The 25,791-nt window shown below is 63.3% G+C and carries 26 protein-coding genes; 25 read left to right on the top strand and 1 reads right to left on the bottom strand.

Annotated elements, in window-relative coordinates:
* Positions 1-2 precede the first annotated feature (2 nt).
* From CN97_RS06680 to CN97_RS06555, 25 genes are all read left to right on the top strand, one after another.
* Positions 3-1,565, top strand: a complete 1,563-nt coding sequence (locus tag CN97_RS06680; RefSeq protein WP_084684020.1) for a phage portal protein — start codon at positions 3-5, stop codon at positions 1,563-1,565.
* A gap of 10 nt (positions 1,566-1,575) precedes the next feature.
* Positions 1,576-3,687 (top strand): head maturation protease, ClpP-related, encoded by a 2,112-nt coding sequence (locus CN97_RS19795; protein ID WP_165496689.1) that lies wholly within the window; start codon positions 1,576-1,578, stop codon positions 3,685-3,687.
* Between the two features lie 82 nt (positions 3,688-3,769).
* Positions 3,770-4,102 (top strand): DUF2190 family protein, encoded by a 333-nt coding sequence (locus tag CN97_RS06665; RefSeq protein WP_035708918.1) that lies wholly within the window; start codon positions 3,770-3,772, stop codon positions 4,100-4,102.
* Positions 4,103-4,106: 4 nt separating this feature from the next.
* The gene (locus CN97_RS06660; RefSeq protein WP_035708916.1) at positions 4,107-4,433 is read left to right on the top strand and encodes a head-tail joining protein; all 327 of its coding nucleotides are present in this window, start codon (positions 4,107-4,109) and stop codon (positions 4,431-4,433) included.
* Positions 4,433-4,852, top strand: coding sequence for a hypothetical protein (locus CN97_RS06655; protein WP_035708913.1), 420 nt, complete (start codon positions 4,433-4,435; stop codon positions 4,850-4,852). Before CN97_RS06660 ends, CN97_RS06655 begins: the two co-directional genes overlap by 1 nt.
* Before the next feature lie 29 nt (positions 4,853-4,881).
* The gene (locus CN97_RS06650; protein WP_051911019.1) at positions 4,882-5,295 is read left to right on the top strand and encodes a phage tail tube protein; all 414 of its coding nucleotides are present in this window, start codon (positions 4,882-4,884) and stop codon (positions 5,293-5,295) included.
* A complete protein-coding gene (locus CN97_RS06645) occupies positions 5,295-5,624 on the top strand; it encodes a GTA-gp10 family protein (RefSeq protein WP_051911018.1) in 330 nt (109 codons plus the stop codon). Before CN97_RS06650 ends, CN97_RS06645 begins: the two co-directional genes overlap by 1 nt.
* Positions 5,625-5,656: 32 nt before the next feature.
* Entirely contained in the window at positions 5,657-5,950 is a 294-nt protein-coding gene (locus CN97_RS06640) for a hypothetical protein (protein ID WP_035708910.1), read from the top strand.
* A 1-nt stretch (position 5,951) separates the two neighbouring features.
* A complete protein-coding gene (locus tag CN97_RS21100) occupies positions 5,952-7,829 on the top strand; it encodes a phage tail tape measure protein (RefSeq protein ID WP_051911017.1) in 1,878 nt (625 codons plus the stop codon).
* Positions 7,829-8,434: a hypothetical protein gene (locus CN97_RS06630; RefSeq protein ID WP_035708906.1), complete on the top strand. Its 606-nt coding sequence runs from the start codon at positions 7,829-7,831 to the stop codon at positions 8,432-8,434. Before CN97_RS21100 ends, CN97_RS06630 begins: the two co-directional genes overlap by 1 nt.
* Positions 8,431-9,036 carry a hypothetical protein gene (locus CN97_RS06625; protein ID WP_035708903.1) on the top strand — a complete coding sequence of 202 codons (606 nt, stop codon included), beginning with the start codon at positions 8,431-8,433 and terminating at the stop codon, positions 9,034-9,036. The genes CN97_RS06630 and CN97_RS06625 overlap by 4 nt, the downstream gene beginning before the upstream one ends.
* Positions 9,033-9,413, top strand: coding sequence for a DUF6950 family protein (locus tag CN97_RS20885; RefSeq protein ID WP_035708900.1), 381 nt, complete (start codon positions 9,033-9,035; stop codon positions 9,411-9,413). Before CN97_RS06625 ends, CN97_RS20885 begins: the two co-directional genes overlap by 4 nt.
* Complete coding sequence (locus CN97_RS06615; RefSeq protein WP_035708896.1) at positions 9,410-12,502, top strand: phage tail protein; 3,093 nt, start codon at positions 9,410-9,412, stop codon at positions 12,500-12,502. The genes CN97_RS20885 and CN97_RS06615 overlap by 4 nt, the downstream gene beginning before the upstream one ends.
* Positions 12,499-12,906 (top strand): hypothetical protein, encoded by a 408-nt coding sequence (locus CN97_RS06610; protein WP_035708892.1) that lies wholly within the window; start codon positions 12,499-12,501, stop codon positions 12,904-12,906. The genes CN97_RS06615 and CN97_RS06610 overlap by 4 nt, the downstream gene beginning before the upstream one ends.
* Entirely contained in the window at positions 12,906-13,304 is a 399-nt protein-coding gene (locus CN97_RS19790) for a DUF4376 domain-containing protein (RefSeq protein ID WP_051911016.1), read from the top strand. Before CN97_RS06610 ends, CN97_RS19790 begins: the two co-directional genes overlap by 1 nt.
* Before the next feature lies 1 nt (position 13,305).
* Positions 13,306-14,181, top strand: coding sequence for a hypothetical protein (locus CN97_RS19785; protein WP_051911015.1), 876 nt, complete (start codon positions 13,306-13,308; stop codon positions 14,179-14,181).
* Positions 14,182-14,244: 63 nt separating this feature from the next.
* Positions 14,245-14,667, top strand: a complete 423-nt coding sequence (locus tag CN97_RS06595) for a phage upper tail fiber protein (RefSeq protein WP_035708887.1) — start codon at positions 14,245-14,247, stop codon at positions 14,665-14,667.
* Positions 14,668-14,688: 21 nt separating this feature from the next.
* The gene (locus CN97_RS06590) at positions 14,689-17,097 is read left to right on the top strand and encodes an immunoglobulin domain-containing family protein (RefSeq protein WP_035708883.1); all 2,409 of its coding nucleotides are present in this window, start codon (positions 14,689-14,691) and stop codon (positions 17,095-17,097) included.
* Entirely contained in the window at positions 17,097-18,926 is a 1,830-nt protein-coding gene (locus tag CN97_RS06585) for a hypothetical protein (protein WP_035708880.1), read from the top strand. Before CN97_RS06590 ends, CN97_RS06585 begins: the two co-directional genes overlap by 1 nt.
* A gap of 1 nt (position 18,927) precedes the next feature.
* Positions 18,928-21,126, top strand: a complete 2,199-nt coding sequence (locus CN97_RS06580; protein WP_035708876.1) for a hypothetical protein — start codon at positions 18,928-18,930, stop codon at positions 21,124-21,126.
* A gap of 704 nt (positions 21,127-21,830) precedes the next feature.
* Positions 21,831-22,298 carry a hypothetical protein gene (locus CN97_RS06575; RefSeq protein WP_035708873.1) on the top strand — a complete coding sequence of 156 codons (468 nt, stop codon included), beginning with the start codon at positions 21,831-21,833 and terminating at the stop codon, positions 22,296-22,298.
* Positions 22,285-22,584 carry a hypothetical protein gene (locus tag CN97_RS06570; protein ID WP_131389550.1) on the top strand — a complete coding sequence of 100 codons (300 nt, stop codon included), beginning with the start codon at positions 22,285-22,287 and terminating at the stop codon, positions 22,582-22,584. Before CN97_RS06575 ends, CN97_RS06570 begins: the two co-directional genes overlap by 14 nt.
* Before the next feature lie 13 nt (positions 22,585-22,597).
* Positions 22,598-23,551, top strand: a complete 954-nt coding sequence (locus CN97_RS21095) for an N-acetylmuramidase domain-containing protein (protein ID WP_051911014.1) — start codon at positions 22,598-22,600, stop codon at positions 23,549-23,551.
* The gene (locus tag CN97_RS06560; RefSeq protein WP_242685183.1) at positions 23,551-23,772 is read left to right on the top strand and encodes a glutaredoxin family protein; all 222 of its coding nucleotides are present in this window, start codon (positions 23,551-23,553) and stop codon (positions 23,770-23,772) included. The genes CN97_RS21095 and CN97_RS06560 overlap by 1 nt, the downstream gene beginning before the upstream one ends.
* Positions 23,769-23,999, top strand: coding sequence for a hypothetical protein (locus CN97_RS06555; protein ID WP_035708860.1), 231 nt, complete (start codon positions 23,769-23,771; stop codon positions 23,997-23,999). Before CN97_RS06560 ends, CN97_RS06555 begins: the two co-directional genes overlap by 4 nt.
* A 256-nt stretch (positions 24,000-24,255) precedes the next feature.
* Here CN97_RS06555 and CN97_RS06550 read toward each other — a convergent pair whose 3' ends face one another.
* Entirely contained in the window at positions 24,256-25,212 is a 957-nt protein-coding gene (locus CN97_RS06550) for an SOS response-associated peptidase (RefSeq protein WP_242685182.1), read from the bottom strand.
* Positions 25,213-25,791: the final 579 nt, after the last annotated feature.

The raw sequence follows: 25,791 nt of genomic DNA, 5'->3' as shown, positions 1-25,791 counted from the left end.
TCATGAACATGGTCGAACGGGCCATCCTGGCGGTTGCGCCGGGATGGGCTGCACAGCGCGCGCGTTCGCGGGCCGTTACCGCGCATTTCGACGGGGCAACCGTCGGCCGGCGCTCCTCCACCCTGCGTCCCAGCGGGACCGACGCCGACGGCGCTGCCCGGAATCGCCAGCGGATGTCCTTCTTCGCCCGCGACATGGTCCGGAACACGCCTTTCGCCACCCGGGCACAGGCGGTCATTACCGGCAATACTGTGGGCGACGGCATCATCCCGAAAGTGTCGGTCAGTTATCCCAAGCTGCGGAAGACGGCGCTGAAACTGGTCAGTGCGCGGGGGCTGAAGCGGATCGAAGAGCATTTCGACACGACGCGCGTCGATCGGGCAGGGCTGCTCAACCTCTACGGCCTCCAGCGGCTGGCGATGAACACGGTGATCGACGCCGGGGAGTGCCTGATCCGTATCCATAACGACGCACTCGTCCCGGGTGCGCTGCCGCTGCAGCTCGAAGTTCTGGAACCGGATTATCTCGATCAGTCGAAGGTGGGCTGGGGGTCCGGCGGAGGCGATATTCGCAATGGCATCGAATATGATGCCGCCGGGCGGCGCATCGCTTACTGGTTGTTTCCGGCGCATCCGGGGTCGGACTGGCCTGGCAACCGGGGAGCCACGGTCTCCCAACGCGTACCGGCCGACGAAATCCTTCACTTGTTCCGGGTCGACCGGCCCGGCCAGCAACGCGGTGTGACATGGTTTGCGCCGGTGATGATGCGCCTGCAGGACCTTGCCGATCACGAGGATGCGCAATTGATGCGGCAGAAGATCGCGGCCTGTTTCGCTGCATTCCGTGTGTTGGGTGAGGGTGGGACCAGCGAAGTCCCGACCGATATCATGCCAGGCATGATCTATGATCTGGGCGACGGAGAGGACGTGAAGTTCGCCGTTCCGCCGGGCGTGGAAGGATATGACGAGTTCACCCGTTCGGTGCTGCGGTCGGTCGCAGCCGGCATGGGGATCACCTACGAGGCGCTGACCGGTGATCTCGCGCAGGTCAACTTCTCGTCGGCCCGCATGGGCCGGCTGGAGATGGATGCCAATGTCAGTGCCTGGCAATGGCTGATGCTGATGCCGCAGATGATGCAGCCTCTCTCAAGGGTTTTCGTCGATGCGTGGCAGGCGGTGGATGCGGAAGAATTCGCTGCCGCAGGTCTGCCGGATGACATCTGGCAGCATATCGGGCTGAGCTGGGTGCCGCCGCGCAAGATCATCGTCGATCCGGCCCGAGAGTTCGCCGCACTGCGAGAGGCTGTCCGGTCGGGTTTTGCATCCCGCCAGCAGGTGGTTCGCATGCTGGGCATCGACCCCGAACGGCTGCTGGAGGAGCAGGCGCAGGATAAGGAGGAGGCAGATCGGCTTGGTCTTCCCTTCGACAGTGATCCCCGTGCCGACGTTTCGCGTCAATCGAAGATGGAGGACGACGCGAGCGGGCGCGTCACGAGCCTTCTGCATGCGATCCGGCAGGCGCATCCCGCGGCTTTTCATGCCGTTGTCGAAACTCTCGCAGCCTGAAGAGGACATCATGAACGAACTGCTGCTCTACGGGACGGTCGGATCGTCCTGGTGGGATGAGGATTGCTTCACCGCGAAGAGCGTGCGCGAGGCACTGGCGGGGCTGACGGGCCCCCTGACGGTGCGCCTGAACTCCGGCGGCGGAATCGCAAGCGAGGGGCAGGCGATCTATACCGCGCTTCGCGGTCACCCCGGCACCGTCGCGATCGTCGTTGAAGGTGTCGCAGCATCGGCGGCAAGCCTGATCGCCATGGCAGGGGACACGATCACCATGTCCCCCGGTGCGATGATGATGATCCATGACCCGGCACAGGATTACCTCGGCGAACGAGGTACATCGGAAGCACATCGGAAGGCGGCGGAGACGCTCGACGTGATCGCCAACGCATATGCCGGCATCTACGCGGCCCGCTCCGGCATGTCGGTCGATGACGCGCGCGCTGTCATGAAGGCGGAGACCTATTACGACGGTCCCGGAGCCATGGAGGCAGGTTTTGCGACCGCAGTGGAGGAGGAGGGCGAAGAACTCGCCCCCGCCGCCTTCGATTACCGCATTTATCAGCACGCGCCGAACCGCTTGCTGACTGCCGCAGGCGCACTCTCGCGCCAGCGACCCCGTGCAACGGTTCTGGCCATGATGGTCGGTGCCGCCAATCCACCCGGCAAGAAAGGGAAACCCATGCCGAAGAGCAAGGTGACGGCGGCGACTGCCGCCGATGAGGACGATATCACCTCCGAAGAGGAAGAGGATGTCACGGCTGAGGCGGAAGACGACATTACCGCGGAGACCGAAGACGAGGTGACCTCCGAAGAGGAGGATGAAGTCGACGCGTCCGAAGAAGACGAAGTCGAGGCCTCAGGCGCCCGTGCGGTCGCGATCATCAATATGTGCGCGCGCCACGGTGTCAGTTCCGCCAAGGCGGCCGATTACATCGGGCGCGGCATGAGCATGCAGCAGGTTTACGCCGCCATCAAAGGAAAAGGGGGTGAGAAGGTGAAGATCGATGGTCGTGGTCCGTCGACGCGCATCAGCCGCGATGAGACCGATACGAAGCTCGAAGGTATGATCGGTGCCCTGATGGGTAAATCCGATGGTCCAGCGGCGAGCTACCGCGGGCTCAGGGTTCGGCGTCTGGCCATGGAGCTCGGAGCGCCGAAGGGCCGGGTCTGGGGCTTCGATGAGAATGAGGCCGTCCGCCGCGGCATGCGTGCGACCACGATGATGGGAGGTGCGATTGGCGTGAGCGATTTTGCCTACATCACTACGGAGGTGATGAAGCGCTCGCTGATGGCGGAGTATACCCGGCGCGCCCCGCAGTGGCAGCTGGTCACAGGGCAGGCAATCACCGCAGCCGACTTCCGTGAGATCTACGCTGTCCGCTTCGGGGGTGACTTCCAGCTCAAGGAGGTCAAGGAGAACGGTGAGTACGAATCTGCTACCCTCGTTGATGAGGCTGAAGGCCTGAAGGTTCATCGTCGTGGCCGCACCATCACGCTGACCTTCGAGGCGGTCGTCAACGACGACATGGGAGCCTTTGCCCGCATCCCGCGCGAGTTCGCCCAGGCGGCGCGCACGATGGAAAACAGCATCGTCTGGTCGCTGATCCGGGGCAATGCCGTGCTGAAGTCGGACGGAAAAACCCTGTTCCACGCCGACCACGGCAACCTTGCCGCTTCGGGAGGAGCCATTTCGGTCACCACCATCGCCGCTGCCCGTAAAGCCATGGCGGAGGCTCGTGTCTTCGGTTCGAAAGACCCGGATGACTTTATTGCCCCCGAGGCTGAGCTTCTGATCGTGCCGCCGGCGCTGGAACTCGCGGCTCTGCAGTTCACCGCGGACATCGTTCCCGCCAAGGCAGCTGACACCAACCCCTACCGGTCGCGTTTCAAAGTAGAGACCGTGCCCAACCTCGGCCAGATCGCCGGCGGGTCCGATACCGCCTGGTACTTGATCGATCCTGACCTGCCGCCGGTGCAGCACGCCTATCTTGATGGCTATGAGGCGCCGACGGTGGAGACGATCGAAGGCATGAATCCCGATGCGATCAAGATGAACGCCCGCCACATCTTCGGTGCCGCCGCGATCGAGTTCCGCGGCGCTTACAAGAACTCCGGCGCCTGATCCCGGCGCTGAGATGACCTGACGGACGGGCGCCTTCGGGCGCCCTTTCAAACCTCGGCCCCCTCAAACCTCGGAGTTTACTATGAAAAACTACAAGATGCCGGGTGAAAACATCACCCTTCCGGCACCGGCAGATGTGCTTTCGGGTCAGGCGCAGCTCGTGGGCGCGATCTTCGGTGTCGCACAGTTCGATGCAACCGCGGGCGAGGCATGCGTGTATGTCCGGCGCGGCGTATTCGTCCTTCCGAAGACCTCGGCGCAGGCGTGGACTGCCGGCGCGAAGATTTACTGGGACGATACCAACAAGGTCGCCACGACGACGGCCTCTGGCAATACGCTCGTGGGCGCTGCCGCTGCCCCTGCGGCTAACCCGTCGGCGGCTGGCGACGTGCTGCTCGACGGCGTGATCCGCTGATCTGATGACCAGCATCTTCGACGGCATGGCGGGTCTGATCGCGGGCGTCCTGGGACGCCCCGATATTCTCTATCTCCCGGCCAGCGGCGTCGATCGCACCGTGCAGTCGATCTTTCGCGAAGCCCCGGTCGAGGCTCAGAACAGCGAAGGTGTCGCGGTGCTCATCACCTCGCCCAGCTGGCGCGTCGAACGTCACCTCGTGCCGGAGATCGCGCGCGGTGACCGGATAGAGCCCGGGAACGGCAAGCGCTACCGGGTGAAGAACGTCTGGCCGTCCGGGTCCCCTGCCGCGGATGCAGTGGTCCTCTGCGAGCTGACGGAGGATATCTGATGGGGGCGTGGCGGACAGCCTTCCGGACGACGGCGCGCGCAGCCCTTGCCGAGGTACCACGCTTCTCTTCCGTCAAGGTCTTGCCAGCGTGGCGTGGCAACGTGGATGAGGAGACACTTCCTGTCCTCGGTGTTGTGACCCCCGATGAGCGGATCACGCTCTCCGCGCGCGGCGCGACTGAACGCGGAACGCTCCTGCAGGTCGTCGTCAAACGTCTTGGTGGCGACGAGGTCGAGGATGACCTCGACATCGATGCGGAAGCGATCGAACAGGCTTTGTTCGCGGCCTTTCTGAGTGCCAGCACGATCTGCAAACCCGAAGGGATCAGCCTCATGGTCGAGGATCACGCCTCGCGCGCCCTTGGAACGCTGATCTGCACATTTCGCATCACCTCATTTCAGCCGCTGTCCCGCGGCTGACCCTCATCCCTCAGTAATGGAGATCGACGATGGCCGACGGCATGATCGGTTATGGCAGCAGCGTCCGCATTGGGCGTGGCGCCACGCCCACCTGGACTGACCTCGAACTGGTCGGAGACCTCGATCTCCCGGATGAGCAGGTCGACGAAGTCGAAGTCACGCACATGAAATCTCCCGGTCGCCGCCGGCAGTTCATTTCCGGTCTCATCGACGGCGGTGAGGTGGCAATCCCCACCAACCTCGTGCCCGGCAACCCGACCAACGTGCTCCTCCTCGCGATCAAGGCAAGCGGTGAGCAGGTCCTGATCGAGATTACCCTGACAGAGGATGGCGCGCCTGAGACCTATTCGGGATTCCTGAAATCCTATGCCCGGTCGGCGCCGATCGCGGACAAGATGACCGCGACGGCCACCTTCCGGCTCTCGGAGCAGGTGGTGACCTGATGGCGAACACGTTTCTGGGGGAGGTGACGGCTGGCGCTCATGGCGCGCGCTACACTCTCCGGCTCGATTTCAACGCCATGTGCGCGTTCGAGGAGGCCTCGGGTGGCAAAAGCTCGTTCGACCTTCTGGCGCGGTATGAGATCGGTGCCATCCGTGCCATCGAGATGCGGCTTCTCGTCTGGTCGGCACTGCAGCATCACCATCCCGATGCCACAGAAGAGACAGCCGGGGACCTCCTGTCGGCGGATGGTCAGATCTTACATCAGCTCATCGCGGCGGCGGCACCGGATGCGCCGCAGGAGGCGAAGGGCCGGAGAAAAAAGAAATAGGCCCGGTTGCCGGACGCCCGGGCTGGGCCGCGATGCTTGAGGCCTATGTCGCGGCGGGCTTCGATCCCCGGTCCTTCTGGGGCCTGACGATGCGGCTCTATCAGGTGCATATGCTCGGGGCTCGCCGTCGTCTGCAGAGCGAAGCGGACGCGCGGCTGACACAGGCCTGGTTGACGGTTGCGCTTGGAAATCAGCGCAGACTACCCAAGCTCAAGTCGCTCCTGAAGCGCCATGAGTCGCAGGACCCGGAACTTGCGCTTCGCAGCCTGTCTGCGCGGCTCCCGAAAATTACGATAGAGGACTGGCGCGCGCGCCAGAGAGGGTGACATGGCCACGCCGAACAATGCTGCCCTGCGCGCGCGCCTTGGCCTCGACATCGGGCCGTTTCAGTCCGGGCTGGACAAGGCGAGTTCGGAAGCAAAGGGTTTCAGCGGCCGTCTGAGCCGTATGACCAGCGGCATGCGCTCTTCGATGATGTCGCTGGGTGCTGTCTTTGCTGGCGGATTTCTGGGTGGCGCGGCCGTTGCGGCGATCTCCGAGGCCACAAGTCGGGTGCGCGGGCTCGCCACGGAAGTGGCTTCCGTCGGTGACGAAGCGAAGCGCGCGGGTATGAGTACCAAGGCATTTCAGGAGTGGAAGTTCGTTGCCGATCAGAACCGCATCGGCGTGGACAGCCTTGTGGATGGCTTCAAGGAGTTGAACCTGCGGGCCGATGAATTCGTGCTGACCGGACAAGGCTCTGCGGCCGAGGCGTTTCAGCGTCTCGGCTACGGTGCTGAAGAGTTGAAGGAGAAGCTGAAGAACCCGTCCGAGCTGATGCTGGAAATCATCGGGCGCCTTCAGAAAATGGACCGTGCCGCCCAGATCAGGATTTCGGACGAATTGTTCGGCGGCTCCGCTGGCGAGCGGTTCGTCGAACTGCTGGATCAGGGCGAGGCGGGTATCCGGCGGACCATCGACCAGGCCAACGAGCTGGGTATCGTCATGGATGACGAGTTGATCGCCAAGGCCGCCGAGGTCGACCGGCAGTTCAATCTGATCGCAACCACAGTGGGGACGACGCTCAAATCCGCGATCGTGTCTGCTGCCGCGTCGCTTTCAGATTTTATCGACGGATATCGTTCGTTCGAGAACCAGCGGGATACCACGCTGCAAAACCGCCAGTCGGAAATAATGAAGGAGAAGGTGCGGCTGAATGAAATGATGAAGCGTATGGCGGGCCGTCCGTCCGGCATGCGCAGCACGGGTCAGATCAGCCAGCGCCTCCGCGATCTGAACGCTGAAGAGGATGAGATCATCGGCATCCTGTCGAGCCGGCAGGAGACGACCTGGAAGCCTCAGAACGACAACTGGGTGCCTCCCGTCTTCATCCCCAGTGGCGGGTCTGGCAAGGGTAAGGGATCAGGCGGAAGGGGCGGCGCCGCTAAGCCGAAACAGGACGAATACTCTGCTGCCGTTGCGTCCATCCGCGAGGAAACCCGTGCTCTGGAGGCGCAGTCCGACGCGTTCAGCAAGGCGGAAGCCTCAGGGCGGACCTATGCGGATGCCGTGGAATACGCGCGGCGGCGCGCCGAGCTGATGACCGCCGTGCAGAAGGCCGGCCTGAAGGTTACGCCGGAACTGGAGGCGCAGATCGAAAGCCTTGCCTCCGCCTATTCCGTGGCCGCCCAGGGCGCTGAGGACGCCGCGGACCGGATGCAGGAGTTGCAGGACAATGGAGAGCGCGGCAGCAACGCGGTCGCCAACCTGTTTCTGGCAGCAACCGAAGGGTCGGATATGGCGCGGCAGGCATTGGCGCAGCTGCTCGCCCAGATTGCCCAGGCACAGGCCCTCAAGGGCTTCGCGGCCCTCGCCGGAGCCGGCGGGGCGACAGGCGGGATTTTCAGCTTTCTGGGCAGCCTGATCGGATCGAACGCCAACGGCACGGATAACTGGCGTGGCGGATGGACTTGGGTCAATGAACGGGGGGGTGAACTGATGAACCTGCCGAATGGCACCCAGATCATTCCGCATGATATCTCGAAGCGGATGGCAGACTCAGCCGATCGCGGCATGGCTGTCGACATTTCGCTGAATACCGATCTCTTCACCGCAACAGTGCGGAAGGTATCGGTCGATGCCGCGACCGGTGTCGTCGGTCAATATGACCGGCAGGTCGCGCGCGAGACGGTATCAAAAGCCATGCGCGATCCCCGGGTGCGCTGATGGCGATTCTTTCTCAGACCCTCAGCCTCGATGACTTCTTCGATGGCCTCAGGGTCCAGAGCTGTACCTTCGCGCTTTCCGATCCGCGCGTGTCTGCAGGCGAGACCGGGGCGGGGGATGGCCTGACGGCCGATGTCGGCTCTGAGCTCTGGTCCGGGACCTGTACGCTTGTCCCGGCTTATCACGCCGACGCCGAGGCGGTCGCCGCGAAGCTCTACCGGCTTCAGCGATCGGGCAGCGCGTTCATGGTGTACAATCCCCGACGTCCGGGTGCTGCACTCGCCGGTGCGCAGATCAGCGCCATCGGCAGCGACCGGACAACAATCACGATCCCGAATGCGACCAGTGTCGCCGTTGGGGCATTCCTTTCGTTTTCCTATCTGAGTGACCCGGTGCGCTATGCCTTGCATCAGGTTGTCGCCAAGTCGGGCAACACCCTCGAAATCGTGCCGCGCCTCCGGCACGGTGCGGTGATAGGGATGCCGCTCACCTTCCTGCGACCGGCCTGTAAGGGATACATCCGCCCGGGGTCCGTCAACACGGGGCTGGGCGATCCGCTGCTCACGACCGGCATGACCTTCAACTGGAGACAGACCCTGCGATGAAGTCGTGGAGTGCCGCCCGGCTCGCCGCCCGCACCACGCGGCGCGGCCTGAAAACACGTCTGCTGCTCTGGATTGCCGCCCGGAACCGGGAGACAGGTGGCATCGAGGGTATCGGATTCTGGAACGGGGATGATCATCAGACCATTGCCGGTCGGCCCTACTTCGGGGCGGAGAACCTGCAGGCGGTTGGAACGCTTGTCTCAGAGGTGGGTCTCACGATCCGGTATCTCGATGTAAGTTTTGCGGGTGTGACGCCGGAGGTCCTGCAGGCCGCACGCGGCTTTGACCTGAAGGGTGCGGCGGCCGAGCTGCACCGGGTGGACTTCGATCTGATCTCGGACGAGCTGACCGGCAGTCCGGAACGTCTTTTCAAGGGATGGATCGACAAGTCGATCATCAACACGCCGCCGGTCGGTTCGTCCGGTGCGACGGTAGAGCTGTCCCTCGCGAGTGCCAGCCGGGCGCTTACCCGCACACTGACCACGAAATATTCCGACGCCAGCCAGCGACTGCGCGATGCGAATGACCGATTCTTCGCGGATGCGGAGATTTCCGCGCAGCCGATGTGGGGCGCACGCCAGACAGGGGGCCGGAGACGATGAACAGGCAGATGATGCTCTTCGACTATATCGCTGCTGTCTGGTCACGCCCGATGGATGACGGCCACGATTGCGCCCGGTTCGCGGATGACTGGTATCGTGCCGTGCACGGCGAAAGCCTGATGCCGTTCAATTACCGCTCGCAGGGGCGCGCGCTCGCCCGGCTGCGCAAGATGGGCTTTGCCGATCATGTCGCCTATCTGGCGACCCGTCTGGAGGAATGCCCGGTCGCTCTGGGTCAGGTGGGCGATATCGCCGCTGTGCCCGGCCAGCAATATCCCGCCCTTGGGATCGTGCAGGGGGAAGGTATCTACGCGCCGATGCCAACGGGCAAGATCGTCGTGCCCCTTACTGCGGCCGAACGGATGTTCCGGCTATGAGACGGCTGCTGCTCGCCACGACGCTTTTGGCCGGTCTCTGGGCGGCTCCCGCTGCCGCCGATCCGGTCTCTTTCGCGCTGCTCGCCAATGGCGCAAGCTTCTGGTCAGCCTTCGGGGCGACGATCGGCAGTGTGGCGCTGCGCCTCGGCGCTGTCGTGGGCGCGTCGCTGCTGTCGCAGAAGCTGGCTGCCAGAAAGGCGGTCGGCTCCGGCGGCGTGAAGTTGCAGACGACAGTGGGCGGCATCACGCCCCAGACCTTCGTGATGGGGCGCTACGCCACTGCCGGACAGCTGGCAGCCCCGCTTATGACCGGGGCCACAACGCCGGGTCACACCCCGAACCCGGTGCTGTTCTACATCATGGCGCTTGGCTGTCGGCCGGGTCAGACGGTACGGCGTGTCATCATCAATGACGATTACGCCGAGCTCGGCGAGGAGATGATCAACCGCGCCGGGCTCGGTGAAGTGCTCCCGGTCCTCGGCAAGTATTCAGACGCCGCATTCCTGCGTCATTATGACGGCAGCCAGACGGTGGTTGACCCGGTGTTGAGCCAGCATTTCGGCACCGCCGCGAACCGGCCATGGGGATCGGACCGGATCGGGCATGGCATCCCCTACGCCGTGGCTATGTTCAAATTCGACGCCAGGGTCTGGTCGGGTCAGCCGTCGATCCGCTTCGAAGTGGACGGCGCGCCGCTCTACGATCCACGCTTCGACAGCACGATGGGCGGCTCTGGTCCGCAGCGGTGGTCCGATCAGGCGACCTGGGCACAGACCGCGAATCTTGCGGTGATGATCTACAACCTGCTGCGCGGTATCCGCCTGCCTGACGGAAATATTTACGGTGGGAGTGCCGCGGCAGAAGACCTGCCTCTTGCGAACTGGTTCGCAGCGATGAATGCCTGCGATGCTCTTGTGGATCTGGAAGCAGGCGGCAGCGAGCCCGCCTATCACGGCGGTACGGAGGTCTCCGTCGATGAGGACCCGGCGGACGTCATCGAGCGCCTGCTGGCGGGTTGCGATGGGCAGCTGGTGGAAGCCGGCGGCGTCTGGCGTATCCGCATCGGTCCGCCGGCGCTGCCCGTGCTGTTCCTGACGGAGACCGACGATATCCTTGTTACCTCTGCGCAGACGCTCGACCAGTTCCCGGGCGACGCCGATCTCTACAACGGTATTCAGGCGGCATATGTCGACCCTGCCGCGCTCTGGGCGGAGAAGGACGCGCCGCCGCGCTACAATGCGGCGTGGGAGGCCGAAGACGGGCAGCGCCGGGTGGCGGAGCTTCAGTTGCCGGTGGTGACGAGCGCGACGCAGGCGCAGCGGCTGATGGAGGCGAACCTCGCCGACAACCGGCGTTTCCGGGTGATCAACATCACGCTCGGGCCGTATGCCTCCATGCTGGAACCTCTCGACAGCATTGCCTGGACGAGCGGGGTCGAGGGGTATACCGGCAAAGTCTTTGAGGTCACGCGGGTCGACGAGGACCTCGGCACCGCCACGGTGACCATCACCGCCCGGGAGCGTGACCAGAGCGATTACAATTGGTCACCTTCACAGGAACTGCCCGTCATCCCATCCGACCCCGGCACCGGGCCTGTGGTCGTACAGGCGGTCCCCGGCTGGACCGTGGCCGCGATCACTTATCGGGACAGCGCGGGCCGTGCGCGGCGCCCTGCGATCCAGATGGGATGGACGCCGGAGGGCGCGGTGGATGCGAAAGGTATCCGCTGGGAAATCCACATGGTCGGCACGGCGGAGATCATCTCAGGGCCGCTCGTCGCGATGGAGGCCGGCGGCGCCATCGTCATGGACGGCATCCTGCCCAATGCGACCTATGAGGTGCGCGCCCGCATCGAGGCGGACCGGCAGACGATGTGGACGAGCCCGGTCACCGTCACCACACCCGACGTGCGCCTCTCCGAACTCGATATCACCTATGGTGAGGGTGTGGTCGAGGAAGTGAATGAGTTCGTCGACGGGTATACGCAGTGGCTGAAGGACAGCACGCGGGACTTGTTGGAAAGCACCCGTCGCAATGTCTTCCGGGATATCGACGCCGACACCGCCGCCTATACCGCGCGTCAGAAAATCAGGCGGGAGGTGACCCAGACCGCGGAAGGGGTGACGGCCAGCTACCGCGAGGAGATCACTGCCGCCACCGGTCCGGGATCGGCACTGGCCCAGCAGCTGACGGAATTGAATGCCACTGTCGCAGGCAAGGCCTCGGCCACGGCCCTCAACGCGCTGACCACCCGCGTCACCACCGCCGAGGGCGACATCGATGCGACGGCGCAGGCGCTCACCGATCTGGCTGTCGTCGTCAACGGCAAGGCCTCGTCAACGGCCGTCAGCGCGCTGCAGACGCAGGTCACCCAGCAGGGCAGTGATATCACCGCCAATGCCAATGCTATCACGGCGCTCGATGTCGCGGTGGGCCGGATGTCTGCCAGCGCGCTGTTCCGGGCCTACACGGTCGCCAACGCCGGGGGGTCGCTGTCGCGGATCGCCCTTCAGGCGGCGGCCTCCTCCGGCGAGGCTAACAGCGCGCGCTCCGCCGCGATCTTTCTGGAGGCGATGTCGGGCGGGCTGAGCCGCGTCGCCATCGTGGCGGATCAGTTCGTCGTCATCAATGGCAGCGCCCGCGAGGCGCCGTTTATCGTCGAGAACGGGGTCCTGAAGGCCAAGGCCTTGCTGGTCGATGAGCTGGTGGTGCGCGGCAACATCGTCACCGGCGCGGTCACGCAGGCCACGACGATCTCGGCAAGCACGCCGCTCGCGCTCTCCGACAATGATGTTGCCCTGCAGCTCGACCTCGGCACCGTGCCGGAGGATGAGACGCTGACCGCCCAGACCAATTTCGTGTGGACCGGCAATAATACCCGCCTCTCGCTCAACTGGTGGTTTCTGGAGGACGGCCTCTGGCTGCTTGGCGATACCGTCGACAGCTTCGGGGGGAAATCCGGCGCGCGTACCGGCTTCATGACGCTCTTGATCCCGGGCGGGGGTCAGCGGCGCGTCATGCTGACCGCGAAATCCAACGGCATATCGATCACCACCCGCCGCCTGACCGTGAAGGTGCCGAAACGATGACCCATGCCGCTGAACTGACCCACTCCGCGCTCATCGACGCGGAGGGCTGTGTGCTGCAGTCCTGGCCAACGGACAGGGCGCCTGACCCGCTGCCCGAGGGGGAGATCGTCGCGATCAGCCCGTGGTATGACCACACGCTGATACGGTGGGACGGGGAGGTCTGGGTGCCGCGCGCGACCTGCGTCGTCGAGGCGGTACCGACCGGGGCGGAGGTTACTGCGCCGGAGGGCACGATCATCGAGGTCTGGGACTTGGAGGCGGACTATCTGCTGGCCACGCTCTCGCCCTCGGAGGCCGACGACTACCGCGTCTCAATCGAGCTGAGTGACCTCGGCCGCTACGCGATTGATGTCCAGCCGCCCTCGCCCTGGCTGCGATCCCGTCTCATCGTGGAGATCATCTGATGGTGGAAGTAAGGCGCAACAGCGCGGCAGTGCTCGCCGCGCGCAAGGCGGTGAAATCCGCCGCAGTGACGCTCAGGCGGCAGGAGGTTGAGAGCGGCACGGCCACGATCGCCGGGGTGCCGATCTGGATCGACGCGACCAGTCAGGGGAAGCTGACCGGGGCTGCGATCGCGGCGGGGCTCGACCCGGCCATGTCGCTCGTCTGGAAGGGCAGCGACGGGGAATTCTATCAGCTCGACGCAGCTGCGGTGATCACACTGGCCCAAGGCGCCATGGCCTTTGTGCAGGCGGCATTTGCCCGCGAGGGCCAGCTGCTGGCGGAAATCACGGCAGCGCCCGATCTGGACGCCCTCTCGCTCATCGACATCGCCACCGGCTGGCCGGGACAGGAGACCTGACATGCTCATGACCCGTCACTATGCGACCGGCACGGTCAGTGTCCCGGCAGGCGGCACCGCTGTCACCGGCGCCGGCACCGGCTGGGCAGGCGCGATCCGCGCGGGCGATGTGCTCTGGATCGCTGGCATCACCTGTCGCATTGCAAGCGTCAACAGCGCGACCTCCGTGACGCTCGCCCGCCCGTGGCCGGGGCCAGCCGCCAGCGCGGCACCCTATGAGGTCTGGCTGACGCCTGACGACGTGCTCTACGGCGAGGCGACCCGGCAGCTGATCGATATGCTGGATGAGGGCGCGCTCTCCGCGCTGTCGGGCGTCACGATGGCGGCAGACAAGGTGCCGTATTTCGACGGTCCCGGAACGGCCACGACAGCGACGCTCACCACCGCCGCGCGCGCGATTCTCGGGCTGTCCGGCGCTGCGGGGGCGGCGAAAATCCCGGTGGTCACGGGCACCGGCACAGCGGCGCTGCGCGATATCGTGGGTGTGGCCGCGCAATCGGGGGGCGTACCAACCGGGGCGCTGATCGAAACGGGGTCCAACAGTAATGGCGCGTATTGGCGGTTTGCAGGCGGGTTTCAGATTTGCATCGTTGGAGAGCGGGCGGTGTCGCACAACGGCGCCGATAACAATCAGCTTCGTGGCAGCTGGTCGTATGCCTTACCCTTTTCTGCGGTTCCGGCCGTCTTTTGGTCGCTCAACCCGTCCCGACAGACGGCTGGTAACGTCGATCGGGCGCGGCTGGCCAATATCTGGACTGAAGCGTTTGTGACTGGCGTCAACCTCTACGCGCTCAAACAACAGTCTGCTGCCGCCTGGGCCGCAGGTGATGTGCTGTCGGGTATCGACCTCGTCGCCGTGGGCCGCTGGCACGCCTGATCTTCAACCCACTTTTTCTGACAAACCCCGCCTCGCGCGGGCTTTTTTCTATGGGAGCACAGAATGCCGATCACCGCCCTTACCAAGATTATCGGGGAGGTCCGCGATGTACGCGGGCGTCCTGTTACCGGCACGCTCACCTTCAAGTCCAGCGGGCTGGGGATTGACGACGCCTTCGTGGCGCCCGCGGAGGTGACAGCCTCGCTCGATGCTTCAGGCGCTTTTGAAGTTGATCTGTGGCCGAACACGGCGGGACTCACGGCCACCAAGTACTCCGTATCGCTTGCAGGCAACGGCCTGAGCCAGACACCGATCCAGATCGGTGACGTTGTGATCCCGGAGAGCGAAACCCCGATTGAGCTCTCTCTGCTCACGAACGGTACGTGGATTGTTCCGGGCAAGAAATACGTCCAGCTGACGCAGTCGGCCTATGACGCTCTGCCCGCCAAAGCGGCTGACACGATCTACATCGTCGTGGAGGGCTGACCCGTGGCCGATATAGTCAGAATGTATAGCGGTCCTCTGCGGGTGAGGGCGATCTACCATGCCGACGTGCTGATCTGGTCTGAAGCCGGCACAGTGCCCGCCGGAGTGGTCGCGTGGTCCGGTTCAGCGACAGACCGTGCCGGCGAAATTGAAGTTCGTCTGCTGTCTGAGCCGCCGGAGGGGGCGGACGCCGTTTATATCATCGATGGCGTCGAGCGGCTTGTAACCAGCTCTCCACAGCAGGGCGGCCGCTTCATCATTTCCGACGGCATCATTGCCGGTGCGCCGCAATCCATGCAGGTAGCCTGGCGGAATGCAGCCGGACGCGGTCCGCTTGGCACGGCGCAGGTTGTCGAAAGCGCGCTGGATGAAGTTGAGCTGATCAGCCCACCGGTACTGCTCATTTCCAATCTGGTGCTCACGGGCGGTGAGGTGGGCCGCGAAAGAGCCAACTGGGGTGCAGGTGTTACCGCCGGACCGGGCGGGTGGGTCGAATGGAACGGATCGGAGTGGATACCGAGCACACAGACCGGAGACGAGTTCATCGCCGGCGCGGGAGGCAGCCAGTTTACGTGGGAAGAAGTGGGGACCGATGCGACAGGCCGGACACGCAAGGTAAGAGCGGAGCCAGCGACGGTCTATGCCATGCCAGTCATGGTCACCCCCGCGACTTACACGAGCGCAGGACAGCCGGGGGCGCAGTACATCTCCACACGAGCAACATTTTCCGGCTACCCGGCGCCAGATATCAACGGTTTCGTGCAACGCCAGCTCGGCACCACAGGGGCCATTGAATTGGTGGCTGAGACAGGGACCGAGGCAGAAGGTTATCGCTACCGTCCGGCCACCCGTGCCACTGTGGACAGCCTCGGCTTCGAGACCTGGGATTATGGTGCGGGATGGGGGCCGGTTGTTACGGTCCCGGCGGTAGCCCCGACCGTCAGTCTCGCCCGTACGCCCTCTGGGGCAATCACGCAGGGTGATACAGTCACGCTGGATGCGGCTCGAACCGGAACGCCTGATCCGACCCCGGTGTGGGAGATCACCCGCAACGGAGCACCGTTCACCACCGCTGGCGGCACATGGTCGCGGTATATCGACGATATCGAGGACGGCAATTACGTCGTGACGGTGACTGTCACCAACAGCGCCGGCACGGCCACGGATACGCTGTCTTTCACAGCCGCAGCCGCCAGTACTGACGTTCCTCCGTACGTCATCAGCAACCCCAATCTCCCAGCTCTCACGGAGGGCGTCGAGGTAACGGCGCCCGCTGTGACCTTTGGCGGAACGCCTGTCCCGACAGCCAGCCAAAAAATCCAGCGCCGTCTGCCACCAGCGACGACTTGGGAGGACACCGGAACGGGGCTGACCTTTGTCCCAGCGGCCAATTATGTCTACAGCCGCCTTGCCACGGTGAGTAATGGCGTCGGCCCTGCCCTGGTCGTCCGCAGTGCCGAGAGCGGGGCCGTCGTTCAAGTGGACTGGGCATTCACCGAAGTGGACGGTCTTATCACGATCGTCAAGTCTCCGGGGCAGCCTCCGACACCGTCGGTCACAGATATCACGTATAACAGCGCGCGCATCGTTCCCGGAACTGTCGCATCCCCGGCGTTCACCGGCTTTGCGGTGATGCCGAAAGCCGACTGGAACGGCACGAACCCCGAACTGAGCCAGCGGGGCAACCTGCAACAGTTCACAGGGACGCAGTTCAACAGCCCCGCGCCAAAAGTCGATCTGATGGTCTGGCGCAGGAGCGCGAAAGGGCTGTTCACGACGGCTGCCGCGCCAATCGCGCCGGAGTTCGCGGATACGTTTGACGCTGCGACGGGTGACCTTGCCGGCCACCAATCGGACAGCGAGCATATCTGGGCAGCCCCGGTGTCAGGCACGATGCGGATCACCGCCGCAGGACGCCTGCGTGGCACGACGAACAACTCCGGGACTGACCTGCAGCTGACGAATTACGAGCTGCCCACCGCTGGGGGGTATGTTGAGGCTGTCGGCAGACAGATGGGCGGCGGAACTCCGCCCACTGCCGTGCGTCGCACTGGCACCCTGAGTGTAGTCGCGCTCTACGCGGATGCCGCCAACTGCCTGCTTTTGAGCTTTTTCGTCGCGTCGGCAGGCTCTGCGAGCGATGCGATCCTCGTGCAGGAGCGGATCGGCGGGACTGTGACATCGCGGATTACCCACTCCATGCCCGGGCTGGGCGACGCCATCGCTGAGCACACGGCGCGGGTCGTCATCAACCGGTCGACAAAAGCGTTGTCGCTCCTCGTCGATGGCACACAGGTCGGCACCGGGACGTATACCGGCGCCTATCCGGTCGGCTCGAAGTTGGGCGCGCGCTGGCAAGGTTCGACCTCGCAAGCGCCTTCGGAAAATGGTGCAATGCAGTTCGTGGAAATCTCTGCGGGGAGGCTCTGATGCCGGTCTTTGCCTATTCCCGAACGGCCGTGGGAGACTCTGACACACGCCTGACAGGCTCGGTCCAGCTGGCGGCACTGCTGTCAGAGCAGGGCTACGCGGTCGAGCAGTGGAGCGTCGTGGCGGGCGAATACACGACGTCTGACACTCAGACAGCCCAGCCGTTCACCGCGACGAGCTCGTCCGGTCTGGTGACAATTGAGGGCATCATGCCCCCCGGAGCGCGGCTTATCTACACCGATGACCCACAGCGGCAGGCGATTATCCTGCTGCCCGCTGGCGGGACGGTGACGGTCAACAGCCGGACGCCTGCGACCACGGCAGATGAGTATGGGCGGACCATCCATGGGTCCACGGTGAATATCGGCGTGATGACAAGCTCCGTTGGGCTGGCGCGTCCGCACGGTTATGATGGCCGGTCGCGGCCCGGCTATACACAGGTCAATGATACCTATTCACAGTCTAAGCTGGCGACATTCCCGGTTATGCTGACCGCTGGCGATGTCATTAACTGCGCTCTGTCTGAGGTGCCGCTTCTGTCTGCCGCAAACGGCTCTCTCATCACTGAATATCTCTCCCTGACCGTGATGGAGGGGACGGCTCCAAGCGGTGATTTGTTCGCGCCTCAAGTCTGCCGTGCGGCGGGTGTCGCTCCGGTACTGACCGGTATCGACATTGACGCAATCTATGACAGCCTTCCGCGCTATGATGCATCTGAGACAAGCCCGCCTGCCGATCTGGACCTCTACCTCCAATACGCAGAAAAATTCCAAGGCTCCCTCCGGGCAAACTATCAGGCCGGGGATGGCACGTTTAAAGGCGGGTATGGCGAATTCATGCCGAATAATTCCGGTTTCGGGGGGACTGGGTATGGTCGTGGCATGTCGCAGGTGGCTGCGGGCCTTTTCCCGTTGCTCTGGACGAATGCGGGAACAGAGGAGCAGACCAAGCGGGCGCTCCGGGCGATAATCTCGTCCGGAATTCAGCAGGACGGGATAAATACGGGTCCAAACGGCGGCATCTGGACGACCAATTTTCCCATGATCTACCTTGCCCGCCATTTCACGGGCAAAAGCCTGTCGTCGTTCGTCATGGGAGCAAAAGGGGTTGCTCCGCAGAGCGGCGGAAACGTCCTTGGGCAATTCTATCAGGAAACGGCACAAAACCTGCTGCGCTACCGGACACCGCATACGAATTCATCTGATCCGGTGATCTGTAACTTAAGAGAAGTTCTGGCCGTCAACGGGCAGGATATAACAGTAGATAATACAGCGAATACATCAAGGCGCACCTCCAAGCTGGGGTTCCGTGGACTTCTTCTCAAAAGTCAGGACGGCACAAAGTCAAACCGGATGACCGGCCCCACGCCCGGGAATGCCTCGGGTAACTCTTTTGTCGTGACTGTAGAGGGCGCCCATACGTTCGTCGTTGGGGAGCAGGTCTGGTTCTCCGAGGACGGAACCCTAGTTCCGGGAGACCCTAACTGGTCTATCCGGTGGAGAGACAATATCCCAACATACACGCACGTCGACAACCCTGCGGCTGGCGCAGACTATCGAAAACAAGCGGTGGGCGGGGACTTCGTCCTTGTCGCGCAGGCGCTAGGTATTGTTCAGCCGTCATGGACGCCGGTCGTTCAGTATGCAAAGCGCACCCTGCCGATAGAGGGGGCAGCCTTCGGGATTTACCCTTCGGAATTCTCCCCTTACTCCCACATATTTGAGGGCGAAACCATCGTCGCGTCAGACGACCCCACGACGACATGGGGGATGCGCTTGTGGCGGAAGCATTGGTCCACGCTCGAAACCATACCCCAGATCGGAGCCTGACATGCCGCTGTTTACCTATTCCCGCACGGCTATCGGCGATTCCGATACGCGGTTTACCAGTTCCGTTCAGCTTGCAGCACTCTTGTCAGAGCAGGGCTATGCCGTCGAGCAGCTGCATGAGCTGGCGGGGGAGTACACGACCGAGGATCGCGTTGTGCCGCAAAACAGGATCGTCGTGGCACATCTGGCGCAGTCAGAGCCGGTTAGCTGCACTGAGCGCGGAAGCTTCTACCAGCAGCTCATACCGCCAGATTTGACGCGGGACGGAAATCTTGTCCTGATGCAGCGCAACGGGGCAAACAACTCTGTCGATTCAGCATCTCGCACAGAGGCGATTACGACCGCAACAAAGCGCACGTTCAATTCGTCAATGGCCCTGCTTGCCAATGCGCTGGAATACATCACGCCCGGCGTGGACTATGCGCTGGTAGAGCTTGGCGAAGCGGGAACAGGCCGCACCGAGCTTGTAAACGACAACAGCAACGGAGGTCGGCAGTGGCATTTCACAGCCGATATGATTGGTGAGTGTCTGACGGAGTTAAAGAAATACCCGGACCGGATTGCAGAGTTCTGGTATGCGAATGACAGAAGCTATGAGAATAGGTGGCTTCGTGTATTTTCTCCGCTTTATTATGGACAGCTTGAAAATGGTGCGGCCTTCGATCTTCACAATCCTAACCCCGATGTAGCGACAGATAGCGATGTGAAAATTCGAAGCGTCGTTTTCGACCATTGCTTCTGGGATTTTGAAGAATCCGACCCCACTCAGGTTGGCCGGGGTCTTTTCCCGCGCGATATTCCCTTCGACTTGCAGCCGCACAGCCCGTGGTCCTCAAGTATTATAGCCTATCTGGGCATCGAGCGTTTTGCGAAAGACAGCCGGTTCCAGTCTCTCGGCGGCGTGTTCGGCTGCCCAGCCAGTATGTGGCAAACCGATGACGGCAATCACCCCGGTAAAGTGCACTGGGCCGGGCAAGGCGAGGCTGTCTACGGATTTTTCCTCTGGCCGATGCTCAGAGCGGCGGGGGTTACGGTAAATCCCCCGGTTTTGGGAAATCTCACAGTCGGACCGGGAGGGGCTTATGCTGAGGTAGGATTGTCGCAAGGAAACGGCGGCATCCTTTCCACTAAGGCGCTCGTGCACAATATCCAGCCGGACCAGAAATGGCTCGATGAGGCCCCGGAGTTTCAGGAAGTCATGGGGTTCGGCATCCTTCGTGCGGGAGAGCCGCCCAGCCAAGCCTATTTCATCAGCCGCCCCGGCGTGAATCCTGCCATCGACGCAAAATACCTCGGCACTGTGACCATCGTTGGCGGGAAAATCCGGTTCACCATGCAGGTGCCTCTCAAGAAGGGCGACCTGATATTTCCGATGAGGGCCAAGGAGATCAGCGAAACCGCGCCCGCCTTGGCCGGGCCATATTATCGCAGCGACTATGGGAGATATTTCTTCCCCCGCGAGGAGAGCATGATCCGCATGTTCTATCCCGTGGAACATATCCCTGCGTGGTTTGATCCGGCCTCCCCTTGGGGGGTCTCTGGCATTGAGATCAATCAGTGGCAGCAGGGGTTCATGGTTCAGGAAGATGTGCCAGAGACGCACTTCACAACCGCAGGCAATGGACCCTTCTTCCGTCGCACTGACAATCTTCCCACAGGAACGACGAAAATTCGGCACCGGATCATGTGGCGGGTGCCGAACAGCGCCGCATATGTTTCAGCCAACTCCACAAGCCGCTGGCTGGCATCCATCGACACCAACGCATTTGATTTCGGGTATGTCTCGCAGCTGGATTCCATCCGGCTTGAGAGCATCAAGGACGGATCAGGCGGCACAGTCCTTGGTGAAACGCAAATCGGCAGGGTGCATCGCGGTCTCTGGATGCTGCTGGAATTCTACGCCGACTTCAACGAGGGGGCCGCCGGCACCTTCGGCGTTCGGATGAACGGCGAGGCCAACAATGAGGCGTGGACAAAATATCCGTTCAGCCAGAAAGGGACGGGGGCATTCACGACAAGCCGCCCGCTTCGCATCCACGGCATCGCATCCCGGCCAATGAATGCGGGGATCGAGATAGCCTCGCATCAGGTGTGGATCACCTCAGGCGGAACGGAAACCCTATGGATGGAGGTCGCCGGCAACGCAGCGACGGTCAATGCGTCGCCCTACAAAGACCCTGCGTCCGGGAACGCGGTCTAAGCCCTTCGGCGGCGACTCACTGCATAGAGAGCTGCTGTCCCGGCCAGTAAGAACGGGGCGGCGGCGGGGAGTGGAACGGGCGCGGGCGTTACTTCCACTGTCCAAGTTCCGGGGCCATAGCTGCGGGCGTCATCTGTGCTGTCATATCCGTCAGGACCGAAGGAATATGGGTCTGGTGACCCCCCAACTGCAGAGCCGCCCGACCAGCTCAATACCGAAAGATCATCCCCAATCTCTATGTGGAAGCCCGAGTGATATTGAATTGGGGAGTACATAAAAATCAGGCCGTAAGAGGTTACTCCGGCCGCGCTCCAATCTGGCATGCTAGAAAACGTGCTAGAACCTGAATATTGGGAGCCATTGCCTGATGTTATCGAGTAAGTAGCGGTGCGTTCATTCGTTGTGAATTCCAAGGTTGCACCGGCTAAACTTCCTCCGGGCAGCAAAGATTCATCTACGATAAAGCCACCTGTAATTCTTCCGTATGGGGTTATCGGGTAGACGAGTTCCGGGAGCCAGTACATCATCTGCCCGGTATAATTGTACGTCACAATCGCCGCCCCTGCCTGACCGGCCATCAGAGCAGCCGCAGCCGCCAGCGCAAACGCTCTCATCCTCAAATCCCCCGGATTAACCAACGCCTCACGGTCGCGTGAGTCGGGCGATTCGGGCAAGCACAATCTTCATAAACATCAGAGGCCTGCATGATCGTGGTCAGACGCCTGCGCGAGGGTATCGTCGCGCACTTTCCGATCCGGTTCAGCGAGTGGCTGATGCTGTTTCCAGCTGTGGCCATGGGCATCGCCCTGCGGTTTCAGCAGGACATGTTCAGCGTCACGCCCTCGTTTGCGGCAGTTGCCCGATGGGGCGATGAGACGTTCTGGGCAGTCCTGTTGCTCGGATGCGGGGCGATGCGGCTGCTGGCACTCGTGGTCAACGGCACCTTCGCGGGCTTCCGCTGGTCGCCGCATCTGAGGGCGTTGGCCAGCGTAGCGGGGGCACTGACATGGGCGCAGTTCGCCGTCGGTATCCTGAGCGCCGCCGTCTTTGAGGGCGGGACGTGGTCGGGCGTGGTCATGTACTCAACGATGCTCCTGGCGGAGATCGTCAATCTCGCCCGTGCGTCCGGCGATATCCAAGCTGGCCGGGGTGTGGACCGTGAACATCGCTGAACTGGATCTGGAAAAAGCCGCCAATGCCCTCGTCGTGCTGATCCTCGGCCTCGCCGCCGCTTTTGGCTGGAACCGGCGAAAGCAGGCCGCTCCGCAGGAAGAGGTCATGGAGGTCTCTGCCGCGATCGTCAGCGACAAGGCAGCCCGCGAGATCATCGAGGCGCTGGACCGCAATACCGAAGCGCTGGAGCGCAACAGTGAGACCGCAGAGGACATGCGCGATGAAATTCGTGACGTCACCCGGTCGATGTCGTCGCTGGCCGTAGAGCTGGCCCGCAAGAGGTAAGGAGCCTCATCCCATGACAGAGCCTTGGAAGGGCGCCGCGCATCGTGCGGTCGCCGATGATTTCGTGCGCGCGGCTGAGCGGATCGGCTGCGAGGTGGCGGCGATCCGCGCCGTATGGGCAGTGGAGGCGGCGGGGTCTCCCTATCGCCCGGATGGCTCGCTGCAGCGTCGGTTTGAGCCGCACAAGCTGCGGGTGCCGATCGGCGACTATCGCTCCAGCCTGCGCCTGACGGCGGCGCGCCGGGAGGCGCTGTTTCAGCAGGCCTATGCCCGCGATCCGGAGGACGCGCTGCGGGCGACCAGCTGGGGCGGGCCGCAGATTATGGGATTCAACGCCAGCGCCGCCGGCTACATCACTGCGCTCGGCATGGTGCGCGCCATGGCGGAGAGCGAGGCGGAGCAGGTCACCGCGTTTACGACGCTGATCCTGTCATGGGGGCTGGACAGTGCGCTCCGGGCGCATGACTGGCGCACCTTTGCCGCGCGCTACAATGGCTCGGGCAATGTGGCCGAGTATGCGACCAGCATCGAGACGGCTTATCAGGAAATTTCCGGGCAGGCCTCGCCCGTCGTGCTGCGGGCCGGTGCCCGTGGGGAGGCGGTGCGGCGTCTGCAGCTGGCCCTCGGGGTCGAGCCGGACGGCGCCTTCGGCCCGGAGACAGAGGCGGCAGTGCGGATATTTCAGGGGCAGTCCGGCCTGCCGGTGGATGGCATCGTCGGCGCGCGCACTTGGGCGGCATTGGCGCGGCGCCGAGATGCGCAGCCGATTCGCCAGCCCGCGCGGGAGGATCGTCTGGCGCAGATCACCAAGGTCAGCGCCGCCGCGGGCGGGCTGGCCTCGGCCGTCGCGGCCATCGGCGACGCGCTGCCGGAATCGACGCTCAATATCCTTGTCGGCGGCGGGATGATCCTCGGGCTGATTGCGGTGGCGCTATGGGCATTTCAGCGCAGCCGGGGGGTCGCGTGATGGTCATCCTCTACACTGCCCCCGACTGCCAGCCCTGCCGCGCCACCAAGCGTGCGCTTCAGCAACGCGGCATCGCCTATGAGGAGGTTGATCTCAGCCGCGATGCCGAGGCGCTCGCGCGGGTGCGCTCATGGGGCTACCAGTCCGCCCCCGTGGTCTATCTCGGACAAGACCATCACTGGTACGGCTATCGGCCCGATCTGCTCGCGGGGCTGACATGACGTGGCTGCTATCCACCCGCCTCGGCCGCGCGATGGCCGCGCTCGGCGGGATCATCGTGACGCTGCTGCTGGCCTTTGCGGGCGGCAAGCGCGAGGGCCGGCGCGATGCGCGCGCCGATCGCCTGCAGGACTATCAGGACACCCGGCGGAGGATGGACGATGCGGATGTATCTCGCGGCGATGCTGCTGACGATCTGCGCTGGCTGCGCGACCGGTCGCAGCGGTGAGGCGATCTGCGACGGGACGGCGGCGTCCCGGGCGGCGCTTGCTGCCGCGTTGGTTGCAGACGGCGGGCCGCAGAGCCGCGCGGCGGGGCGTGATCTGATCGCGCGGGTGGATGCGGGGTGCCTATCGCCATTGGACAAAGGAAAATTGCGTGGCGCCTTCATATTTCCCTCAAGCGATAAACCATAGTTCACGATGCACGCATGACGTGTGCATTTCAAGGAGGGAGATGGCGCTAAAAGCGTACAGCGCTTGGCCCTAGCCGCGGGCCACCAAAACGTCATCGGGCAGGGGCCGCTGAAGCTCTTTCGCAACAACCCATGGCGCGGTCAGCCATGTCTGCCACTCGACAGGCTCGGTGAGGATAACAGGCATCGCCTTAGGGTGGATTGCGCCCACTTCGGCATTCGGCGGGCAAGTCAAGAAACCATAGAGGTCGTCAGTCGTCTCGCCGTCCTTGACCTTCCGAACTGACCGCCATCCGGGCACATGAATACCCGCGAAGAACGCAGGCGCTTCCGCGTCCCGCAATCTGAACCACGCCACTCCGAGGCCCGGCCCCCGCGGCTCCGCGAAGGCAGTGAGCGGGACGAGGCAGCGATGCGCCACGCCAAGCCAACGTCGCCAATGTGGGGAGCCGGTGTTGCGGACATTCGTCACGCCCCGGTCGTAGGGTGCGCCGCGCTGGTGCAGCACAGTCTGCGGCGTGGGCAAGCCCCAGCGCGCCATGACCAGCTCCAGCCCCTCCGCCCCGTGGCGGACAATCGGGGCCATCTGGTCGGGGTAGATTTCGGGCTGCGGCTGAAGGTTGCCCAGCCGATCAAGCGGGGCAGGGGTGAAGAGCTGTCGCATGTAATCCTGCGACTTCTTCGACGCATATAAGTTGCACATATCCCAGTCCTTCTCCTCGCGCCGGCCGAACGGCAGGTGCGGCGACGAATAGGTGACGCACTCGGTGCCATCGGCCAGCACAAGGCCCGGAAACCGCGCCATGAACGCGTTCGCCTCCTCCAGCCCCCGCAGGTGCAGTTCCAGCACGTCCGGGCTGCCCGGCTGGCACTGAGAGGTTGTCGCGTGCTCCGTCAGGCCGATCTGGTGGAGCCACGGCCAGATGTCATTCGCTCCGCGCAACCCGCCCGACGGGACGATTACGCGGAGCGTCACCGGCCAAGCGCGGAGATCAATTTTCCATTGTGGCGTGGAGCGACGGGTCATGGCGCAGAGGCCAAAGCGGGGGTCATGGCAGTGATCCTCGTGGCAGCGAGTCTCATTGTTCTACATTTGTTCCGTCCACTAGTCGAGTCAGGATTGCCTAGGTGATCGCGGATGAGGCCGATTTAAGTTTACAGCCGCCTTCGCAACCCATTGAAACTGAACGGGTGAGCAATTAGCTGCTTTACAGCGTATGTATCTGAATTTAAGCAACTATTCCGGTCCTGTTGGGCTCACCAATATATACAAGGGCTCAGGCGGAAACGCCTGAGCCCTTTGCTTTTGCGGGCGTCGACCAGACGAGGTTCGGTGACATGTGGTCTCCCACGGCCCGCGGGGTTGGAAGGTGCAGACCCGACCCGCTTGCCCGTGAAAATCGCCAGTTGCTTTCGAAAGATCTGGTCCGAGCGGGTGAGCCGCTGACGAGGCGCCCCTACACTCTTTCGATACCGTCGCCTGAACAGTCTGGCTCAGAAATCCGAGGGCGCCGAAGGGCCGCCTGCGACGCCTTTAAGGCAGGATTCTTGCCAGCAACCGGAAATGCGGATCGCAGTTATGATGGGAGAAGCCTGCCTGATGCAG

It is taken from the genome of Haematobacter massiliensis (assembly GCF_000740795.1).
In the GTDB taxonomy this organism is placed as follows: Bacteria; Pseudomonadota; Alphaproteobacteria; order Rhodobacterales; family Rhodobacteraceae; genus Haematobacter; species Haematobacter massiliensis.
The sequence above is the reverse complement of the archived record's forward strand: the minus strand, read 5'-3'. Positions and strand labels throughout refer to the sequence as shown.